15 protein-coding genes are annotated in these 17966 nt (G+C 43.7%); 6 read left to right on the forward strand and 9 right to left on the reverse strand.

Annotated elements, in window-relative coordinates:
* Nucleotides 1–315 precede the first annotated feature (315 nt).
* The 6 genes from ABXS85_RS11975 (at nucleotide 316) to ABXS85_RS12000 (ending at nucleotide 7594) form a co-directional block, all read left to right on the forward strand.
* Entirely contained in the window at nucleotides 316–1287 is a 972-nt protein-coding gene (locus tag ABXS85_RS11975; RefSeq protein ID WP_353666767.1) for a phosphate ABC transporter substrate-binding protein PstS family protein, read from the forward strand.
* 119 nt (nucleotides 1288–1406) lie between these two features.
* Nucleotides 1407–3665, forward strand: coding sequence for an ABC transporter permease subunit (locus ABXS85_RS11980; RefSeq protein ID WP_353666768.1), 2259 nt, complete (start codon nucleotides 1407–1409; stop codon nucleotides 3663–3665).
* Nucleotides 3666–3676: 11 nt separating this feature from the next.
* Nucleotides 3677–5377: a phosphate ABC transporter permease PstA gene (gene pstA / locus ABXS85_RS11985; RefSeq protein WP_353666769.1), complete on the forward strand. Its 1701-nt coding sequence runs from the start codon at nucleotides 3677–3679 to the stop codon at nucleotides 5375–5377.
* 20 nt (nucleotides 5378–5397) lie between these two features.
* Nucleotides 5398–6228, forward strand: a complete 831-nt coding sequence (pstB, locus tag ABXS85_RS11990; protein ID WP_353666770.1) for a phosphate ABC transporter ATP-binding protein PstB — start codon at nucleotides 5398–5400, stop codon at nucleotides 6226–6228.
* A 14-nt stretch (nucleotides 6229–6242) separates the two neighbouring features.
* The gene (phoU, locus tag ABXS85_RS11995; protein ID WP_353666771.1) at nucleotides 6243–6956 is read left to right on the forward strand and encodes a phosphate signaling complex protein PhoU; all 714 of its coding nucleotides are present in this window, start codon (nucleotides 6243–6245) and stop codon (nucleotides 6954–6956) included.
* Between the two features lie 134 nt (nucleotides 6957–7090).
* On the forward strand, nucleotides 7091–7594 hold the full coding sequence (locus ABXS85_RS12000; protein WP_353669775.1) for a GAF domain-containing protein: 504 nt from the start codon (nucleotides 7091–7093) through the stop codon (nucleotides 7592–7594).
* Nucleotides 7595–7599: 5 nt separating this feature from the next.
* Here the strand turns inward: ABXS85_RS12000 and ABXS85_RS12005 are convergent, their stop codons facing one another.
* The 9 genes from ABXS85_RS12005 to ABXS85_RS12045 form a co-directional block, all read right to left on the reverse strand.
* Complete coding sequence (locus tag ABXS85_RS12005) at nucleotides 7600–7941, reverse strand: Hpt domain-containing protein (protein ID WP_353666772.1); 342 nt, start codon at nucleotides 7939–7941, stop codon at nucleotides 7600–7602.
* A gap of 9 nt (nucleotides 7942–7950) precedes the next feature.
* Nucleotides 7951–9750: a HAMP domain-containing sensor histidine kinase gene (locus ABXS85_RS12010; protein ID WP_353666773.1), complete on the reverse strand. Its 1800-nt coding sequence runs from the start codon at nucleotides 9748–9750 to the stop codon at nucleotides 7951–7953.
* Between the two features lie 5 nt (nucleotides 9751–9755).
* On the reverse strand, nucleotides 9756–10265 hold the full coding sequence (locus ABXS85_RS12015; RefSeq protein WP_353666774.1) for a hypothetical protein: 510 nt from the start codon (nucleotides 10263–10265) through the stop codon (nucleotides 9756–9758).
* 146 nt (nucleotides 10266–10411) lie between these two features.
* Nucleotides 10412–11425, reverse strand: coding sequence for a murein tripeptide/oligopeptide ABC transporter ATP binding protein OppF (oppF, locus tag ABXS85_RS12020; protein WP_353666775.1), 1014 nt, complete (start codon nucleotides 11423–11425; stop codon nucleotides 10412–10414).
* Nucleotides 11422–12396, reverse strand: coding sequence for an oligopeptide ABC transporter ATP-binding protein OppD (gene oppD / locus ABXS85_RS12025; RefSeq protein WP_353666776.1), 975 nt, complete (start codon nucleotides 12394–12396; stop codon nucleotides 11422–11424). Before oppD ends, oppF begins: the two co-directional genes overlap by 4 nt.
* 9 nt (nucleotides 12397–12405) lie before the next feature.
* Entirely contained in the window at nucleotides 12406–13332 is a 927-nt protein-coding gene (oppC, locus tag ABXS85_RS12030; protein ID WP_353666777.1) for an oligopeptide ABC transporter permease OppC, read from the reverse strand.
* Nucleotides 13333–13344: 12 nt separating this feature from the next.
* Complete coding sequence (oppB, locus tag ABXS85_RS12035; RefSeq protein WP_353666778.1) at nucleotides 13345–14265, reverse strand: oligopeptide ABC transporter permease OppB; 921 nt, start codon at nucleotides 14263–14265, stop codon at nucleotides 13345–13347.
* Between the two features lie 106 nt (nucleotides 14266–14371).
* Nucleotides 14372–15988, reverse strand: coding sequence for an ABC transporter substrate-binding protein (locus ABXS85_RS12040; RefSeq protein ID WP_353666779.1), 1617 nt, complete (start codon nucleotides 15986–15988; stop codon nucleotides 14372–14374).
* Nucleotides 15989–16266: 278 nt separating this feature from the next.
* Complete coding sequence (locus ABXS85_RS12045) at nucleotides 16267–17880, reverse strand: peptide ABC transporter substrate-binding protein (RefSeq protein WP_353666780.1); 1614 nt, start codon at nucleotides 17878–17880, stop codon at nucleotides 16267–16269.
* Between the last annotated feature and the right edge of the window lie 86 nt (nucleotides 17881–17966).

Below are 17966 nucleotides of genomic sequence, written 5' to 3' on the forward strand. Positions count from 1 at the left end.
ATATAAGCCATTGGAAAACCAGTATTTCTCAATAAAAATCGGATTTTCGGTTAAACGGGGAAGTTTTTTGTGGTTTTTTCATTTTTTCTTCTATGATTTTTATGACGACTTTTGTGTGGCGTGATTGCTGACGCGGTTGCTAAAGACATTTTCTGTAGCCCTCAATTCCTTCTAATAAGATGTGGGAAGGTATTTTTTCGGAAATATTTCAATCTTTAACATTTTTGTCATATTCGCCTTTTATAGTGAACAACATCGAAAGAGCTATGGGCATTTGCCCATAAATATTTGATTACAACCACTGAGGTTTATGTGATGAAAAAACTAGTTGCAGGTCTAGCAGTAACAGTAGCGGCATTAGGCATTTCAGCTAACGCTGTTGCAGATGTTGATCCGAATTTGATGTCATACAGCAAAGCAAGTGGCGTTTCTGGCAACATTTCTAGTGTTGGTTCTGATACTTTAGCGAACTTGATGACATTATGGGCAGAAGACTTTAAGCGCCTTTATCCAAATGTAAACATCCAAATTCAAGCGGCTGGTTCTTCTACTGCGCCACCAGCTTTGACAGAAGGTACGTCTAACTTCGGTCCTATGTCTCGTAAAATGAAAGACAAAGAAGTGGCAGCTTTTGAGAAAAAATACGGTTACAAGCCAACGGCAATTCCAGTAGCAATTGATGCTCTAGCAGTATTCGTTCACAAAGATAACCCTATTAAAGGTTTGTCTCTTCCACAAGTTGATGCGATTTTCTCTTCTACCCGTAAAGGTGGTCACAAAGAAGACATCACTACTTGGGGTAAAGCAGGTTTAACTGGTGCTTGGGCGAATCGTGATATTCAATTGTTCGGACGTAACTCAGTATCAGGTACTTATGGTTACTTCAAATCACACGCTTTGTTTAAAGGTGACTACAAAAACTCTGTAAACGAGCAACCTGGTTCTGCTTCTGTTGTACAGTCTGTTTCAACGTCACTTAATGGTATCGGTTACTCAGGTATTGGTTACAAAACCTCTTCAGTGCGTGCGTTACCATTGGCGAAGAAAGAAGGCGATGCTTTCATTGCTGCTACCCCAGGAAACGCAGCAACGGGTAAATATCCACTGTCTCGCTTCCTATACGTTTACGTAAACAAAGCACCTAACAAGCCACTTGCTCCACTAGAGCGTGAGTTCGTTAAGATGGTACTTTCTAAGATGGGACAAGAAGTGGTTGTAAAAGACGGCTATGTTCCACTACCAGCAAAAGTGGCTGACAAGTACCTAAAAACGCTAGGTGTTAAATAAGCAGTCGCTAAAGCGAGCTTATAAAATGGTTTTAAAAGTAGGAGGGCAGAAACGCTCTCCTACTTTTCTCTGTTTTATAGGTTGTCACAAAAACGTCACACAAATAAAGATGAATGCGGATGACTAAATCAACTGACCATCAGATGCCGGAGCTGGATTTCGATACGCCAGCATTAAAGCGTCATCGTAAAATTCGCGCCCTAAAAGACCGTATTGCCGGTATGGGCATCGCAGTAGGAGGCAGTAGCGTTATCCTAGCTGTACTGCTGATCTGCTTTTATTTACTTTATGAGGTTGCTCCTCTTTTCTCTGGAGCCAGCATTGAGCCACAAGCCAGTTACAGTTTACCAGCGGCGAATCAAGGCGAAAGCTTATACTTAACCACCGAAGAGCAAGCCGAAGTCGGCATGCGAGTGGCCAGCAACGGTAACATCATTTTCTTTTCTGTAGCTGACGGCAGCATTATTAAAACGGTGGAGAATACGCGTACCGAAAAAGTGACAGCGTTTGCGGTGGAATCCGATACCAGTCATTTAGTGGCCTTTGGATATGAAGACGGTAAAGTTGTTATCGCTAAGCATGTTTACCGTACTACTTATCCTGATGGAAAACGTAAAATCACTCCTGATGTAGAATACCCTTACGGTGAAGAAGCCATTGCGGTGGCGGATTTTCCGATTGAGTTGATGTCATTTAGAGACGGTGAAGATGGCTTCACAGTGGCAGCGATGGGAGGTCAACAGACTGCGGTGACTAAGGTCACTAAGGAAGTCAACTTCATAACGGAAGAAGTGGAGTTAAGTGAAGAGCGCCAAAGTTTCCCATATGTGGCGGATGTTGTCAGCTTATTGATCAGTGGTGATCAGCGCTACCTCTATGTAGCAACGCACTCTGGTGAATTAAGCGAGTTTGATTTACGTGATTTTAGCGACATTCGTTTGAAGGACGAAATCTCTTTGTTCAATGACGATGCCAAATTGGTGTCCATGAGTTATTTATTGGGTCAGTCGTCCATAATGGTGGCGGATTCCACAGGTCGTGTAAGTCAATGGTTTAATGTACGTGATGATGCGACCAACGAAGAGAAACTGACCTTTATTCGTGATGTAAAACAGCCTGTCGGTTTGGTCGGCATGGCAATGGAGCATCGTCGCAAAGGTTTTGCGACCTTAGATGATCGTGGCATGGTGGCTATTTACAACGCTACTTCAGAGCGTCAGGTCATTGATGAGAAGTTGAGTGACAACACTGCTCGTATGATCAGCTTTGCTCCTCGTGCGAATGGTTTATTACTGGAAGACAGCGAAGGTCTGCATTTTTTCCATGTGGATAATGAGCACCCAGAGGTGTCGTGGTCATCTATCTGGGGCAAAGTTTGGTACGAAGGCTATCAAGAGCCGACTTACACTTGGCAGTCCTCCGCAGCCAATAACGATTTTGAACCTAAGTACAGTTTAATGCCATTGGCCTTTGGTACCATTAAAGCAGCTTTCTACGCTATGTTAATGGCTGTGCCGTTGGCTATTTGTGGCGCCATTTATACGGCTTACTTCATGGCACCTGGTTTGCGTCGTAAAGTCAAACCTGTGATCGAGCTCATGGAAGCCTTACCGACGGTTATTTTGGGTTTCTTGGCTGGCTTGTTCTTTGCTCCTTTCCTAGAAGAAAACCTAGCGGCAACCTTCAGTGTTTTGGTGGTACTGCCCGTTGGTATTTTATTGTTTGCCTACCTTTGGTCGCGTTTGCCGCAAAATATTCGTTGGTTGGTGCCTGACGGATGGCAGCCAGTACTGTTGATTCCTGTCATCGTGTTTTTGGCTTGGTTGTGCTTGGCATTGAGTCCAACCATTGAGTTGAACTTCTTTGATGGCAATATCCGCGGCTGGATTACTAATGATTTGGGCATCACCTTTGACCAACGTAATGCTTTGGTGGTCGGCTTTGCTATGGGTTTTGCGGTTATTCCGACCATCTTCTCTATTACGGAAGACGCTATTTTTAGTGTGCCGAAAGCGTTAACACAAGGCTCTTTAGCCTTGGGTGCGACTTACTGGCAAACTATGGTTCGTGTGGTGTTACCGACTGCTAGTCCAGGTATTTTCTCGGCAGTCATGATAGGCATGGGGCGTGCTGTGGGTGAAACCATGATTGTGTTAATGGCAACAGGTAACACGCCTATTATGGACATGAACATCTTTGAAGGCATGCGTACTTTGGCGGCCAACCTGGCGGTAGAAGTACCAGAATCAGAGGTGGGCAGTTCACACTATCGTATCCTCTTCTTGGCGGCGTTTGTGCTCTTTATTTTTACCTTTGTGGTAAACACAGTCGCTGAAACCGTGCGTCAGCACCTACGTAAGAAATACGGGTCGCTATAATGAGTACTGATATGAAAATGAAGAAAAAGTCCGTATCTGAGTGGGTCAAATCTGGTGATCCTTGGGTATGGCTAAATGCCGGTGCGGTGGCAATTTCCGTCATCATGGTGATTGGCTTATTGTTGTTGATCGCTGTGCGTGGTTTGGGGCATTTTTGGCCAGCGGATGTCGTAGAAGCTCACTATGAGTTGCCAGGTCATCAGGGTTATAACATTGTCGCCGAGCGGGTGGAAAGTGTTGAAGTACCAGCCGCACAGTTACGTGAAGCTGGTATTGATATTCCTGACCATCATAAGTTAATGGAACGCACTCTCATGAAAACTGGTAACCGTGATGTTTACGGTTCGGATTTCCGTTGGGTGATTGATGAGTACTTAACGGACGTGAAGCGCCCAGAGATGTTATTTACGGCGGAGCGTCACGAGTGGGGTAACTTATATGGTTTCTTAAAAGCCGTGAAACAAGAAGGCAAAGTGGTATCAGAAACCTCTGATCTGACGCCAACAGAATCCTCTTTGGCTACTTGGAATGCGTTTGAGCAAAGTATTGAGCGCGCTACGGCTATTTATGAAGACATTCATGAAATAGAGAAAACTGACATAGGTAAAATCAACTATGCCTTAGAGCGCATTCGTCTTGAACAACGTCGTTTGGAACTAGAAGGCAAGTTGACACCACAAGCCGTCGCGGATTTTGCCGCTGAACGTAGTCAGTACGATGAAGAATACAAACAATTGCAACAAGACTTGATAGAGCTGTACGCAAAAATCAATCGTGACACTTTTGTGGTGCAAGTGATGGATGGTTCAGAGCATGAATTACCTGTTGCTAAGATTGTGCGTGCCTATCGTGCTAACGCTATGCATGTTGGGCAAAAAGTGGCTTTCTACTTCGCAAAATTATGGGAATTTCTCTCTGCTGAGCCTCGTGAAGCCAATACTGAAGGTGGTGTGTTCCCTGCGATTTTCGGAACCGTAATGATGGTTTTGTTGATGACTGTCTTGGTTACGCCGTTTGGTGTGGTTGCGGCCGTTTATCTACGTGAATACGCCAAGCAAGGGGTATTAACACGTACCATTCGTATTGCAGTCAATAACTTAGCAGGTGTACCTTCCATTGTTTATGGTGTGTTTGGTTTAGGTTTCTTTATTTACTTTTTAGGGTCAGGTATTGATCAGGCCTTTTTCCCAGAAGCTTTACCTGCTCCAACCTTCGGTACTGGTGGTTTAATGTGGGCTTCGATTACTTTGGCCTTATTGACCGTACCTGTGGTGATTGTGGCGACTGAAGAAGGTTTGTCACGTATTCCTCGTAATGTACGTGAAGGTAGTTTGGCATTAGGCGCAACCAAAGCCGAAACCTTGTGGCGCGTGATATTGCCAATGGCGAGTCCAGCCATAATGACGGGAGTTATTCTGGCGGTTGCCAGAGCCGCCGGCGAAGTGGCGCCATTGATGCTGGTGGGTGTGGTGAAATTAGCGCCATCCTTACCTCTGGATGGAAATTATCCATACATTCACTTGGATCAGAAATTTATGCACCTAGGTTTCCATATCTATGATGTGGGTTTCCAAAGTCCAAACGTGGAAGCGGCACGTCCATTAGTGTACGCAACAGCTTTATTGTTGGTCGTGGTGATTGCTTTGCTGAACTTAGCAGCAGTGACCATTCGAAACCACCTACGTGAAAAATACAAATCGCTGGAAATGTAAGCGGCGGAGAAGAGATTATTATGAGCGACGTAAAAACACATTCAATTGATATTTCAGCGATGCAGCGCAGTCAACAGGCTTTGCGTATTGAAGACGAGACTGTTTGCCTCTCAGTGAAGGATTTGCACCTGTTTTATGGTCAAAAAGAAGCGCTTAAAGGTATCGATATGGTGATACCTGAAAAAAAGGTTACCGCCTTTATCGGACCTTCTGGTTGTGGTAAATCCACACTTTTGCGTTGTTTTAACCGTATGAACGACTTGGTTGACTCTTGTCGCATAACAGGTCAAATCAACCTACACGACGAAAACATCTATGCCAAAGGGACTGACGTAGCGGAGTTGCGTCGCCGTGTGGGCATGGTATTCCAAAAGCCGAATCCATTTCCTAAAAGCATCTATGAAAACGTAGCTTATGGCTTGCGTATTCAAGGCATTAATAAAAAGCGTGTCTTAGATGAAACAGTAGAGTGGGCATTACGTTCAGCGGCCTTGTGGGATGAAGTAAAAGACCGTCTGCACGAAAGTGCGTTAGGTATGTCTGGTGGTCAACAACAACGTTTGGTTATCGCGCGAACCGTGGCGGTAAAACCAGAAGTGTTATTGTTGGATGAACCAGCATCAGCGTTGGACCCGATTTCAACACTGAAAATTGAAGAATTGATTCACGAATTAAAAAATGATTTCACCATCGCCATCGTAACGCACAATATGCAGCAAGCAGCGCGTGTATCGGATTACACCGCTTTTATGTACTTGGGTGATTTGATCGAGTTCGGTGACACTAATACCCTGTTTACTAACCCTGGTAAGCAACAAACGGAAGACTACATCACTGGACGCTACGGTTAGGCGGAGGATTTATTATGCAAGAATTAACGACAGATCATATTTCTCAGCAATTTAATAATGAGCTTGAACAGCTTCGTCAGCACTTTTTAACCATGGGTGGCGTGGTAGAAAAGCAAGTTCAAGATGCGGTTCAAGCACTATTGGATGCTAACGGCTCTTTAGCGGAAGACGTTAAAGATAAAGACGCTACGGTCAATCAGTTGGATGGTCTGATTGACGAAGAATGTACGCGTATCTTGGCAAAACGACAGCCTGCGGCGTCGGATTTGCGTATGATTCTTTCCATTAGTAAAGCGGTTAGCGAGTTGGAAAGAATGGGCGACGAGGCGAAAAAAATCGCTAACTTGGCCATGAATTTAATTTCTGAAGGTGAGGCGCCACGTGGCTATGTGGAAATAAATCGTATTGGCCAAATGGTGTCCCGTATGATTCACGATGCATTAGATGCCTACGCTCGTTTGGATATCGATACAGCGATTAAGGTGGCCAAACAAGATAGAACGGTAGACCAGGAATACAACACTGCTCTGCGCTCACTGGTGACTTATATGATGGAAGATCCTCGCAGTATCTCGCGAGTGATTAATGTGATTTGGGTATTACGCTCTCTTGAGCGTATTGGTGATCATGCTCGTCATACTTGCCAGCACCTGATCTATATGGTTAAAGGTGTTGATGTACGTCATGTGCACGTCAATGATTTGGCGGGTGAAGTCAAAGACGCCTAAGGTATTCATTTTATTAAAAAAGCTTCACAGTCTTGACTGTGAAGCTTTTTTTTCGCTTATTAGGTTTTTTCTCTGTTGGCGAAAGGACGGATTTTGCTAACATGGATTTTTCTTTAATTCATGGCAGCATATTGATGTTTACTCCAGACACTTCCTCTTATTCTCAATCGTCTGAAATCTATTATCAAAGCTTGAATGAACAGCTTAATGCTTTGTTCGCTGACGAGCGTGATCTTATTTGTAATGCGGCTCAGTTATCTGCTTTTATCATGCAAACCATTGATGACTTAAATTGGGCCGGGCTTTATTTTGCTCGTGACAATGAGTTGGTCTTGGGGCCGTATGTGGGAAAGGTTGCTTGTACTCGAATTCCCTTTGGCCGTGGTGTATGTGGAACGGCAGCTCAGACCTTAGTTGTGCAGCGCATTGATAATGTTCATGATTTTTCTGGCCATATTGCTTGTGATGCGGAATCGGCTTCTGAGTTGGTTATTCCTCTGGTCGTCGAGGGCAAGTTGGTTGGGGTGTTTGATATCGACAGTCCAGTTGAAAAGCGTTTTAGTGAACAAGATCAGGCAGGGATTCAAGCCATGTTGGATACCTTTGTATCGTCTTGTGATTGGCAATGGCAGTTTTAGCTCATTCAACTCAGCATAGAAAAATAATCTGACAAGACCGCCAATGTTTCCTTGTGTAGTGTTGGCAGCAGTTCAATTGCAGCGGCGATGGGAGAGGCTTGCTCATTGGCTGATGCCGCTTCTATGATAGCGCATTGCTCCGCCAGCTGATTGGCTGCCATGTTTAAACTAGCGGACTTGAGGGAGTGGCTGACTTGTTTGAGCTGCTGATAATCCTGTTCTTGCCAAGCTGTTAGCAGGAGTTCCAACTTCTGTGAGCTGTCTTTGACAAACTCTAGTCGAATTTGATTGACGGTATTCTTTCCAAGTAGCTGGGTGAGAGAATCTAAATATGCTGTATCTATCATATTGTCTTCCTATTGATTGCCTTCACCACTTCCTAAGTTATCAATAATTGGATCAAACTGCTCTTGGGTAAGAGGATAACTCAGTGGAAGATAAGCAAGTGACGATGAATTAATGACTTGAGTATAGTAGCAACAAAGTTGAGCGCCATTTCTTTTCCATTCTTCTAGGGCACTTAGAAGATCGTCTGTGAAGGCGGCGGCATTGCCCAAAATAATCAAATCAAATGTCTCTTGCGGAAGTGGGGTTTCATCTTGATGCAGTTGCACGGACAGATTTTGGCTGGTCATCATAAGTTCCAGCACCCGTGATAAATTTTTATCTTGTTCTAGAATTAGCACTCGCTTACCAGTAGCTTGCTGCCGAGTGTTTTTAATCTGTTCAGTAGGGTTGCTGGAAACATAGAAGGGCAAATCCACCCAAAATTCACAACCTTGGTTCTCGGCACAGGAAAAATGCATTTCTCCCTTCATTAAATAAATAAGCTGGTGACTTAAGGTTAAATTGAGTCCTACTTGGTTCGCGTCTGGTGCCATTTGCGGCGTAGGTAAATTTGGATTGCGTCTCAAGTTCTGTTGTAAAGCTTGAGACATACCCACTCCAGTATCACGAATGGCCAATTGCATTACTTGAGTTTCATGAGTGCCGTCGGGTAGCAATAAAGTAGGAGCAGCCAGTGCCGAAGGACGTAATTGGATGCTGATGCTCCCAGATGGGCTGTGGGCAATGGCGTTTTGCATTAAGCCGAGTAGAATCACTTTAAAACGCTCAAAGTCCAAATGAATGTTATCGGGTAGTGCGGTATCAATATAAAGAATGCTGGCCAATTGTTTACGTGCCATTTGTGTCTCAATCAGGCTGAGGCAAGAACGCATATGCTGCCGCAATGAACCTTCACTGATGTTAAGTTGCAGTTTTTTGGCTTCCACTAAGGTTAAATCGGTTAGCATTTCAATGGTGTGTAATAATTGGTGACTGGATTCTTCAATGTGTTTGGTGAGCGCTTCCGATACTTCATTTGTTGATTGTCGTAAAGTTTTGACCGTTCCTAAAATGGTGTTAATGGGCGGGCGAACTTCTTGACTGATAAAACTCAACATGTTCGCTTTATCATCATGGGCGGTTTGGATGTCCAGTTTTAGTTGTGTATTTCGACCGTTGGCAAAACGTAATTGTGAAAAGCTTTTTGCTATAAAAAAGCACAGGCACAGTAAGCATAAAAGTAGACTCACCGATAAGAATTGAATGTAGTAGAGTTTGTCTTGCAGTGCTTTATGTTGGCTGGTAATGAATTTATTGCTGCCTGTGTTTACTAAGCTGACAAACTCACCTAATTGAGGATCCAGTTTCTCAATACGTGAAATCAAATTGGGCAAATAGCTTAAATCACCTTCTTCGACTCTACTAACATGAAAACTAAGTAGTTCTAATTCACCATTAATGATGTTCAGCAAGCGAGTAGTACGTCCTCCCTCAAACTCTCTTACCAAGTTGCCGACATCGCCATCACGAAGAAGATCGATGCGACTCATCAACAGACTGTATTCCGCAAAAATAGAATCACGAAATTGGCTTGGTCTAGCTTCAAGGCTAATCAGAAAATTGAGGAAGCGATAGGTTTGCACCTGTAATTGCAGAGCATTCCACAAAGAGCTTTCAAACACTCGACGACTGTTATCACGAGCACTGTCACTGGTATAAGTAATGATTCCGAACAGAGCAATGGTAATTAAGATGATGAGCAATATGAAACTATACAACATCCATTGTTTGAACCGAGAAAGCCAATTTAACCCTTTTGATTTAGGCACCAGCCTTACTCCGAACTAGGTACTATCTTAATGTGATTGATTTGCCAAATAGAGCGGCCAAAATAGATTTCCGATTTGAGACTTTCATTTTGGTCAAAGGGGTAAATCAGCATAATAGGACCTAGATTACGAATACTCATTGGTACGCCGTCTCTGTGTGTTGCGAAAATGGCACCATGCTCGACAAAATCACTGACAGGGACTCTGGTCATGTATTTATTTAATGCGGTAACTTCCAAAACGTCACCGTTGGCATTAAGGGCGGCCAATAAATCGATCGCAGAGAAGCCTCGATAAGTATGGAGGCCTTTGGTCCAAGGGTTGTTTGTAGTGACAGAATATTGAGGTAAGGCTTCGAGCATGGGCAGATCAAATTTGACTTGAGAATCTTGCAACATATTGTCCATATCCCCAGATACGGTCAGAATGACGCGTTGAGTAGGCATGTCGAGAGCCATAGTGAATGAAGAAAGGCAGCCAAATAAAACGATAAACAAACGAGAGGCTGATTTCATACATGACTTCATAAAAAATCCTTGGGGCAGAGAATTGACTATTGCTTACACATTGTTGAAATTATCAAGAATGCTGTTGAAATACCAGTTTAAGCCGAATTTTTCACCCAACACTCCCTTCCTTGGGAGTGTTATAGGTGATTGTTTTAACCTAACTCAGTCAATCGTGAGCAGGCCGCTTGATGGTTGGATGTATCATTGATTTTTAAAAGTTGTGGTTTATTTTGTGCGCACTGTTCCGTTGCACTTGGACAACGGGTGCGAAATACACAGCCCGATGGTGGGTTGATCGGCGAAGGCAAATCTCCAGGCAAAAGCTGAATGCTTTTGCTGCGTTCTACTTTAGGATCAGGCACAGGCACCGCCGATAATAATGCCTTGGTGTAGGGGTGCCTAGGGTTATCATACAAGTCATGCTTATCGGCTAGTTCAACGGCATTGCCTAGATACATGACCAACACACGATCCGAAATGTGTTTAACCACACTTAAATCATGGGCGATAAAGACCAGAGATAAGCCCATTTCTTTCTGCAAGTCTTTTAATAGATTCACGACCTGAGCCTGAATCGACACGTCTAGCGCTGAAACAGGCTCATCACAAACAACCAACTTAGGTTTGAGAATCAAAGCCCGTGCGATACCAATACGCTGACATTGACCACCTGAGAACTCGTGTGGGTAACGGTTGATGACGTTTGGCAACAGACCAACTTTGGCCATCATCTCACGTACCTGCTGCTTTACTTGCTGCTTACTCAGCATAGGTTGGAAAGTATGCAGGGGCTCGGCAATGATATCACCGACTGTCATTCGTGGATCGAGCGAGGCTAGTGGATCTTGGAAGATCATCTGCAATTCTTGGCGCTTAGCTCGCATTTGCTTCTTGTCTAGCTCGGTCAAGTTTTCACCTAACCAAACCACATCCCCTTGAGTAATGGGCACAAGACGAAGTAAAGCGCGTGCTAAGGTGGATTTACCACAGCCGGATTCTCCTACCACTCCTAAGGTTTCCCCTGGGTATATAGATAGGTTTACCCCATCCACGGCTTTCAATGCTTTGGCCTTGGTCCAGGGCCAAGCATTGTCGGCTTTAATATTAAAATGGACTTTTAAGTCTGTGACTTGCATTAAAGGTTTCATCATCGTGTCTACACTCATGATACAAGGTTCCAATCAACGGCTTTGTGACAAGCACGTAATTTTCCCGTTTGATATTCTTGCAATACAGGGGCTTCCTGCGAGCAGCGAGCTTCTGCGTAATCACAGCGAGCTTGGAAAGGGCAGCCGCTTGGTAGGTTTAATAGATTTGGTGGATTACCTGCTATCGTGGCAAGTACCTCGTCCTCGCTGTCCAATCTTGGAATGGCTTTTAATAGTCCTTTGGTATAAGGATGAGTAGGTTGATAGAAAACATCTTCTGTGGAGCCGTATTCCATGGTTTGTCCTGCGTACATCACTAAAACTTTGTCGCATAAGCCTGCCACCACGCCCAGATCGTGTGTGATCATTATGATAGAGGTATTGAAGTCCTGCTTTAGTTCACTCAACAAGGTCAAGATCTGCGCTTGTACCGTTACATCCAGTGCGGTTGTTGGCTCGTCAGCAATCAATAATTTCGGCTGACAAAGCAATGCCATGGCGATCATCACGCGTTGACGCATACCACCTGAAAACTCATGGGGGTACATATTCATACGTTTTCTTGCTTCCGGCATTTTAACCGCATCGAGCATCTTAACGGCTTCTTCAAATGCTTCTACCTTGCTCATTCCTTTATGCAGTATCAAGACTTCAATTAGCTGCTTGCCTACTTTCATGTAAGGGTTGAGCGACGTCATTGGATCTTGGAAAATCATGGCGATTTCTTTCGAACGAATGCGGTTCATCTGTTTGTCGGATAAGCTCAAAATATCTTGTCCTTCAAAGCGTGCTTGTCCTTCGATCATGCCGTTTTTGGCCAACAGTCCCATTAAAGCAAACGCGGTTTGGCTCTTACCAGAACCAGACTCGCCCACAATGCCTAAGGTTTCCCCTTGCCCAAGAGTAAAGTTCAGATTATTTACCGCAGTAACAACGCCATCTGGAGTGCGGAAGTTTACGCGTAAGTTATCCACTTCTAGCAAATTCATGGTGTCTCCTTAACGGTCTTTTGGATCAAGGGCGTCGCGTAAACCGTCGCCGAGGAAGTTAAAACAGAATAGGGTGACCACTAAGAAACCTAATGGCCAAGCCAATTGCCAAACCGCGATTTCCATATTCTGCGCGCCTTCTGAAATCAACGCGCCCCAGCTGGTCATGGGCTCTTGCACCCCTAAACCTAGGAAGCTGATGAAAGACTCTAGCAGAATCATATTTGGTACCAACAAGGTGGCGTAAACCACCACAATGCCCAGCACATTTGGCACAATATGGCGCAAGATAATTTTTGGCGTTGAGACGCCTGATGCGTATGCTGCCTCTATGTATTCTTTGTTTTTCAGACTTAAGGTTTGTCCTCGTACTATCCTTGCCATGTCGAGCCATGAAATGGCGCCAATAGCGACAAAGATTAAAAAGATATGTCGACCAAATAAGGTCATTAAGATGATGACGAAAAACATGAAGGGGAAAGAATTTAAAATTTCCAGAAAACGCATCATCACGCTGTCTACACGGCCACCAATGTAGCCCGAAGCAGCACCATATAAGGTGCCTATAACAATGGCAACTAGACTTCCCATTAGGCCAACCATAAGAGATATTTGGCCACCTTGTAAGGTACGTACAAAAATATCTCGACCTAAAGTATCGGTACCAAAATAGTGACCATTTTCAATGTTAGGGCGGCCCAAAACAGAAATGTCCGATAAGGCTTCCCAGTCGATGTCGTCGTAATTCCATTGACTGAACAGTGGACCAAATAAAGAAATAGCGGCTACTAACGCTAATAAAATTAAGCTGGTTACTGCTGCATGGTTAGAGAAAAAGCGGCGCCGTGCGTCTTGCCATAAACTGCGGCCCTCTACATCAGCAACTTGTTCTGCAAATTGCTCAACGGCCTGAATTTTGTCTTTAGTCGTGATCATGATTAACAGACCTTAATAACGGATTTTGGGATCGATAACAGCGTATAAAATGTCAACAATGGCATTGAAGAGAATAGTCAGTGTGCCTACTAAAATAGTGACTCCCATTACCATGGAGTAGTCGCGATTAAGCGCGCCATTGATAAAATGCTGACCTATGCCACCTGTGCCAAAATACACATCGACAATAACCGAACCTGTAACTATGCCAACAAACGCAGGTCCTAAGTATGAAACTACTGGTAAAAGGGTTGGGCGCAAGGCATGTTGAAAAATGATGCGATGTTTAGGTAAGCCTTTAGCGTGTGCAGTGCGAATGAAGTTGGAGTGCATGGTTTCAATCATGCTGCCACGCGTAATACGGGCGATCTGCGCTATGTAACTGGTGGACATCGCAATTACTGGCATAATCAGATAAGGCCACGCACCGCCATTCCAACCACCTGGTGGTAGCCAGTGGTTATAAATCGAGAAAAATAGGATACAAATTGGTGCTAGAACAAAATTAGGTAACACAATGCCTAGGTTCGCGAAGGCCATGATGGAATAATCCATCCAAGAATTTTGCCGCAATGCAGCGATGATGCCACAACCAACGCCAATTAAAACAGCGACAATGAAAGACCAAACTCCAATCTCGGCAGAAACCGGAAAGCTTTGGGCAATCAGTTCATTAATGGTGAAATCTTTGTAGCGAAAGGATGGACCCAAATCCCCTTGCAATAAGCCACCAAGATAATAAAAGTATTGGTTAATGATAGGTTCATCCAGATGGTATTTAGCATTGATATTGGCTAAAACTTCTGGTGGTAGAGTGTGCTCGCTGGAAAAAGGACTGCCAGGCGCCATATGCATCAGGAAAAACGATATCGTAATCAAAACCAATAAGGTAGGAATCGCTTCAAGAATACGTTTAGAAATAAATGTCAGCATAGAAATTACCGAATACGATTCAGAATAAAGAGTATAAGTACTGAATCCGTTGAACAATCAAAGTAAGCCCAGCACACATTGCTGGGCTTCTTAAGGACAGCTCGCCTTAGTGCTTGATAATGTACATATCGCGCGCGTAGACGTTGTCTTCCGGGTTCGGTGCATAGCCACCCACATAAGGTTTAACAAGACGTTTGTTCACATATTGGTAAATGGGAGCAACCGCCATGTCTTGCTCAATGGCAATTTCTTCAGCTTTGTTGTAGTTCGGCGCAGGATCTTTCATGGTACGAGCATCGTGCAACAACTTATCGTATTCAGCATTGCTGTATTTACCGTCGTTGTTACCGTGCGAACTGGTTAGCAAGTCCAACATAGTAGAGGCTTCGTTATAATCGCCTATCCAACCTGCACGAGCCACATCAAATTGTTGATGCTTCTTTGTTTCTAGGTAGGTTTTCCATTCTTGATTTTCTAGCATGACGTTAACCCCCAATGTTTTTTTCCACATGGAAGCGATCGCGATGGCGATTTTCTTATGGTTGTCATTAGTGTTGTACAGCAAGGTGAAGGACAAAGGATTGTTTTTGTCAAAGCCTGCTTCCGCTAGCAATTCTTTTGCCTTTTCATTACGTTCTTTTTGTGACCAAGTCGCATAATCCGGTGTGTCTGGATTGAAGTCATTTATGACTTCAGGGGTGAAAGAGTAAGCTGGAATTTCACCCACGCCAGTCACGTATTTGGTAATCACATCACGGTCAATTGCATAAGATAAGGCTTTACGAACACGTACGTCATTGTAAGGTGCTTTGGTGGTGTTGAACTGATAGTAGTAAGTCCCTAGGTAAGGCGTAATGACGACTTGATCAGGAATTTCACGTTCTAATTGCTTGAAGTGATCGTTTGGCAACTCGTAACTTAGATCCATTTGACCTGCTTGGAATCTCTTAAGTTCTGCGTTTGGCGATTCAATTGGCAAGTAGGTCACCTTGTTGATAACGGTTTTATCGTTATTCCAGTAGTTTGTGTTACGGGTAAAAACCATTTTTTCGTTAACAATCCACTCGTCCATTTTATAAGCACCGTTACTAACCATGTGCTCAGGCTTGACCCAATCTTCCCCCCACTTTTCAACCACTTTCTTAGGTACTGGGAACATAGTTTGGTGAGAGGTCATTTTTACAAAATAAGGAACAGGGCGTTCTAGCGTGACTTGGAAAGTATGATCATCAATGGCTTTTACCCCTAAGGTTGACGGGGCTGCTTCTCCAGCAATAATTTTGGAGGCATTGGCTATGGCTGGAATTTCCATAAACCAAGCGTATGGAGAAGCTAATTTAGGGTCAACTGCACGAGTAAAAGCGTAGACAAAATCTTCCGCAGTGACAGGGTCGCCATTAGACCATTTGGCATCATTACGTAGATAAAAGGTATAAATTGTGTTGTCATCGTTTACGACATAGTGAGTAGCAACGCCTGGGATTTGATTGCCATCGCCGTCTTGGTTATACAAACCTTCAAATAGATCTTTGGAACGGATAGAACCCGGTGTGCCTTCAATTTTTTGAGGGTCAAGCGTGGCTGGTTCTGAGCCACCACCGCGCACTAATTCCTGTTTGTCTGCCAAGACAACACCTGCAGGTACGTTGGCCGCTTGCACTTGCAAGGGACTGATAGAAGCAGCCAATATGGCACTGGCGACGAGGGTTTTAGAGATTTTCATAATGTTCCTTTTTTTGTTAGCTGATTGATGTCTTTGTAATGGTGAGGCGTTTGACTGTTGCGAGTCAGTTTCGCCCTGAAGTTTCCATAGTTCATGAATTAACAAAAGGTCACAATCGAAATATCGAATCAGGGTATGCGTTTTGTAAAAGGTCGAATGAATAAAATTTAAATGGCATGAGTAAGGTATAAAAAATCCTTTTAAAGCATGGAATTAAAAAAGGATTTTTTATTTTTTAGATAACTTCATGTTTATTATAGTGAACTCGATTCGAACAATTAGTGAGCTTTAATATATAGATTTCGCGTATATACAACAGCTTGGGAGTTCGGTTCGTATCCTCCCACATAGGGTTTAACAACGGCTGCGGAAGTGTATTGATAGATTGGTGCGACCGCCATATCTTCTTGGATCGCTAATTTCTCAGCTTCTTGATAAACCTTAGAAGGGTCTTTCATAGTGCGAGATTGGTTCATTAGATTGTCATAGGCCTGACGTTTATAGTGTCCGTAGTTGTTTCCATGCTCAGACGTCAGTACGTCTAATGTACTGGATGCTTCGTTATAGTCGCTAATCCACGCATAACGACCCACTTGGAAGTTTCCTGAACTCATGGTTGAAAGTGCCGTTTTCCACTCCTGGTTTTCCAAGGTTACTGTTACACCCAGTGTCTTTTTCCACATGGCAGCGATGGCGATGGCTAACTTTTTGTGTAGCTCATTTGTATTGTAAAGGAGCGTGAAATTAAGAGGGTTAGAGTCAGAGTAACCCGCTTCCGCTAGCAATGCTTTTGCTTTTTCATCACGCTCTTTCTGAGTCCAAGTGGAGTAATCCAATTTCGGTGGTGTATAGCCACTGACGGCTTCAGGAGCAAAACCATATGCAGGTAGCTGACCCGTTCCGAGTACATATTTAGTGATGATGTCTCGGTTGATGCTATACGAAAGCGCTTTGCGTACTCGAACATCGTTAAATGGCGCTATATTGGTATTGAATATGTAGTAGTAGATGCCCAGCATAGGGTCTATGCGTACTTCATTTGGAAGGTCTTGTTTGATCTTTTTGAAGTGATCTAATGGAAATCCTGCCACGTCCATTTCGCCAGCTTGATAACGTTTAAATTGAGCACTTGAAAGTGGGATAGGTAAGTATGTGACCTTGTCAATTACTGTCTTGACGTTATTCCAATAAAGTGGATTGCGTTCAAGTACCATTTTTTCGTTTATGTTCCAAATTTTGAGCTTATAAGCACCATTAGAAACAATATGTTCAGGCTTGGTCCAATCATCGCCCCATTTATCGATGGTCTTTTTGGGAGCCGGGAACATAGTGGGGTAAGTAATCATTTTCATAAAATATGGAACCGGGCGTTCCAGTGTTACTTGGAAGGTATAATCGTCAAGAGCTTTTACCCCAAGTTCAGAGGGAGCAAGTTTACCATTGATAATTTTATCAGCATTGACGATTGATGGGATCTGCATATACCAGGAATAGGGAGACGATGTTTTCGGATCGACCGCACGTTGGAATCCGTAAACAAAATCGTGAGCGGTAACAGGTTCGTTATTAGACCATTTAGCATCTTTACGAAGGTTAAACCTATAGACAGTATTGTCTTCATTTACGTTATAACTGGTTGCGACCCCTGGTTCTAAGTTACCTTCAGGGTCTTGGCTATATAGCCCTTCAAATAAATCGAATGCTCTTATCCAGCCAGCATCTTCTTGTATTAGCTGGGGGTCAATTGAAGTAGGCTCTTGTCCACCAGAGCGAACGATTTCTTGGTTTGGGGACAGCTTTACTCCATCTGGGACGGTAGCCGCCAGTAATGGCATGGCGAATAGCGATGAGGATAGGAGTATTGTCAGACACAGATTCTTATTAACCTTCATATTATTCCCTAAAATAATTCGTAATTTCCATATTGGATATTGGTTTTGAAAAGCTTACGGAAGGTGCGAATAGGTCTTCTTAAAGA

Origin of the sequence: Marinomonas sp. THO17 (assembly GCF_040436405.1) — a bacterium.
Classification (GTDB): domain Bacteria; phylum Pseudomonadota; class Gammaproteobacteria; order Pseudomonadales; family Marinomonadaceae; genus Marinomonas.

What these genes read in the sequence shown, in the direction of transcription:
- ABXS85_RS11975 (WP_353666767.1), top strand. Translation starts at nt 316, where the DNA reads ATGAAAAAACTAGTTGCAGGTCTAGCAGTAACAGTAGCGGCATTAGGC.
- ABXS85_RS11980 (WP_353666768.1), top strand. Translation starts at nt 1,407, where the DNA reads ATGACTAAATCAACTGACCATCAGATGCCGGAGCTGGATTTCGATACG.
- pstA (WP_353666769.1), top strand. Translation starts at nt 3,677, where the DNA reads ATGAAAATGAAGAAAAAGTCCGTATCTGAGTGGGTCAAATCTGGTGAT.
- pstB (WP_353666770.1), top strand. Translation starts at nt 5,398, where the DNA reads ATGAGCGACGTAAAAACACATTCAATTGATATTTCAGCGATGCAGCGC.
- phoU (WP_353666771.1), top strand. Translation starts at nt 6,243, where the DNA reads ATGCAAGAATTAACGACAGATCATATTTCTCAGCAATTTAATAATGAG.
- ABXS85_RS12000 (WP_353669775.1), top strand. Translation starts at nt 7,091, where the DNA reads ATGTTTACTCCAGACACTTCCTCTTATTCTCAATCGTCTGAAATCTAT.
- ABXS85_RS12005 (WP_353666772.1), bottom strand. Translation starts at nt 7,941, where the DNA reads ATGATAGATACAGCATATTTAGATTCTCTCACCCAGCTACTTGGAAAG.
- ABXS85_RS12015 (WP_353666774.1), bottom strand. Translation starts at nt 10,265, where the DNA reads ATGAAATCAGCCTCTCGTTTGTTTATCGTTTTATTTGGCTGCCTTTCT.
- oppF (WP_353666775.1), bottom strand. Translation starts at nt 11,425, where the DNA reads ATGAGTGTAGACACGATGATGAAACCTTTAATGCAAGTCACAGACTTA.
- oppD (WP_353666776.1), bottom strand. Translation starts at nt 12,396, where the DNA reads ATGAATTTGCTAGAAGTGGATAACTTACGCGTAAACTTCCGCACTCCA.
- oppC (WP_353666777.1), bottom strand. Translation starts at nt 13,332, where the DNA reads ATGATCACGACTAAAGACAAAATTCAGGCCGTTGAGCAATTTGCAGAA.
- oppB (WP_353666778.1), bottom strand. Translation starts at nt 14,265, where the DNA reads ATGCTGACATTTATTTCTAAACGTATTCTTGAAGCGATTCCTACCTTA.
- ABXS85_RS12040 (WP_353666779.1), bottom strand. Translation starts at nt 15,988, where the DNA reads ATGAAAATCTCTAAAACCCTCGTCGCCAGTGCCATATTGGCTGCTTCT.
- ABXS85_RS12045 (WP_353666780.1), bottom strand. Translation starts at nt 17,880, where the DNA reads ATGAAGGTTAATAAGAATCTGTGTCTGACAATACTCCTATCCTCATCG.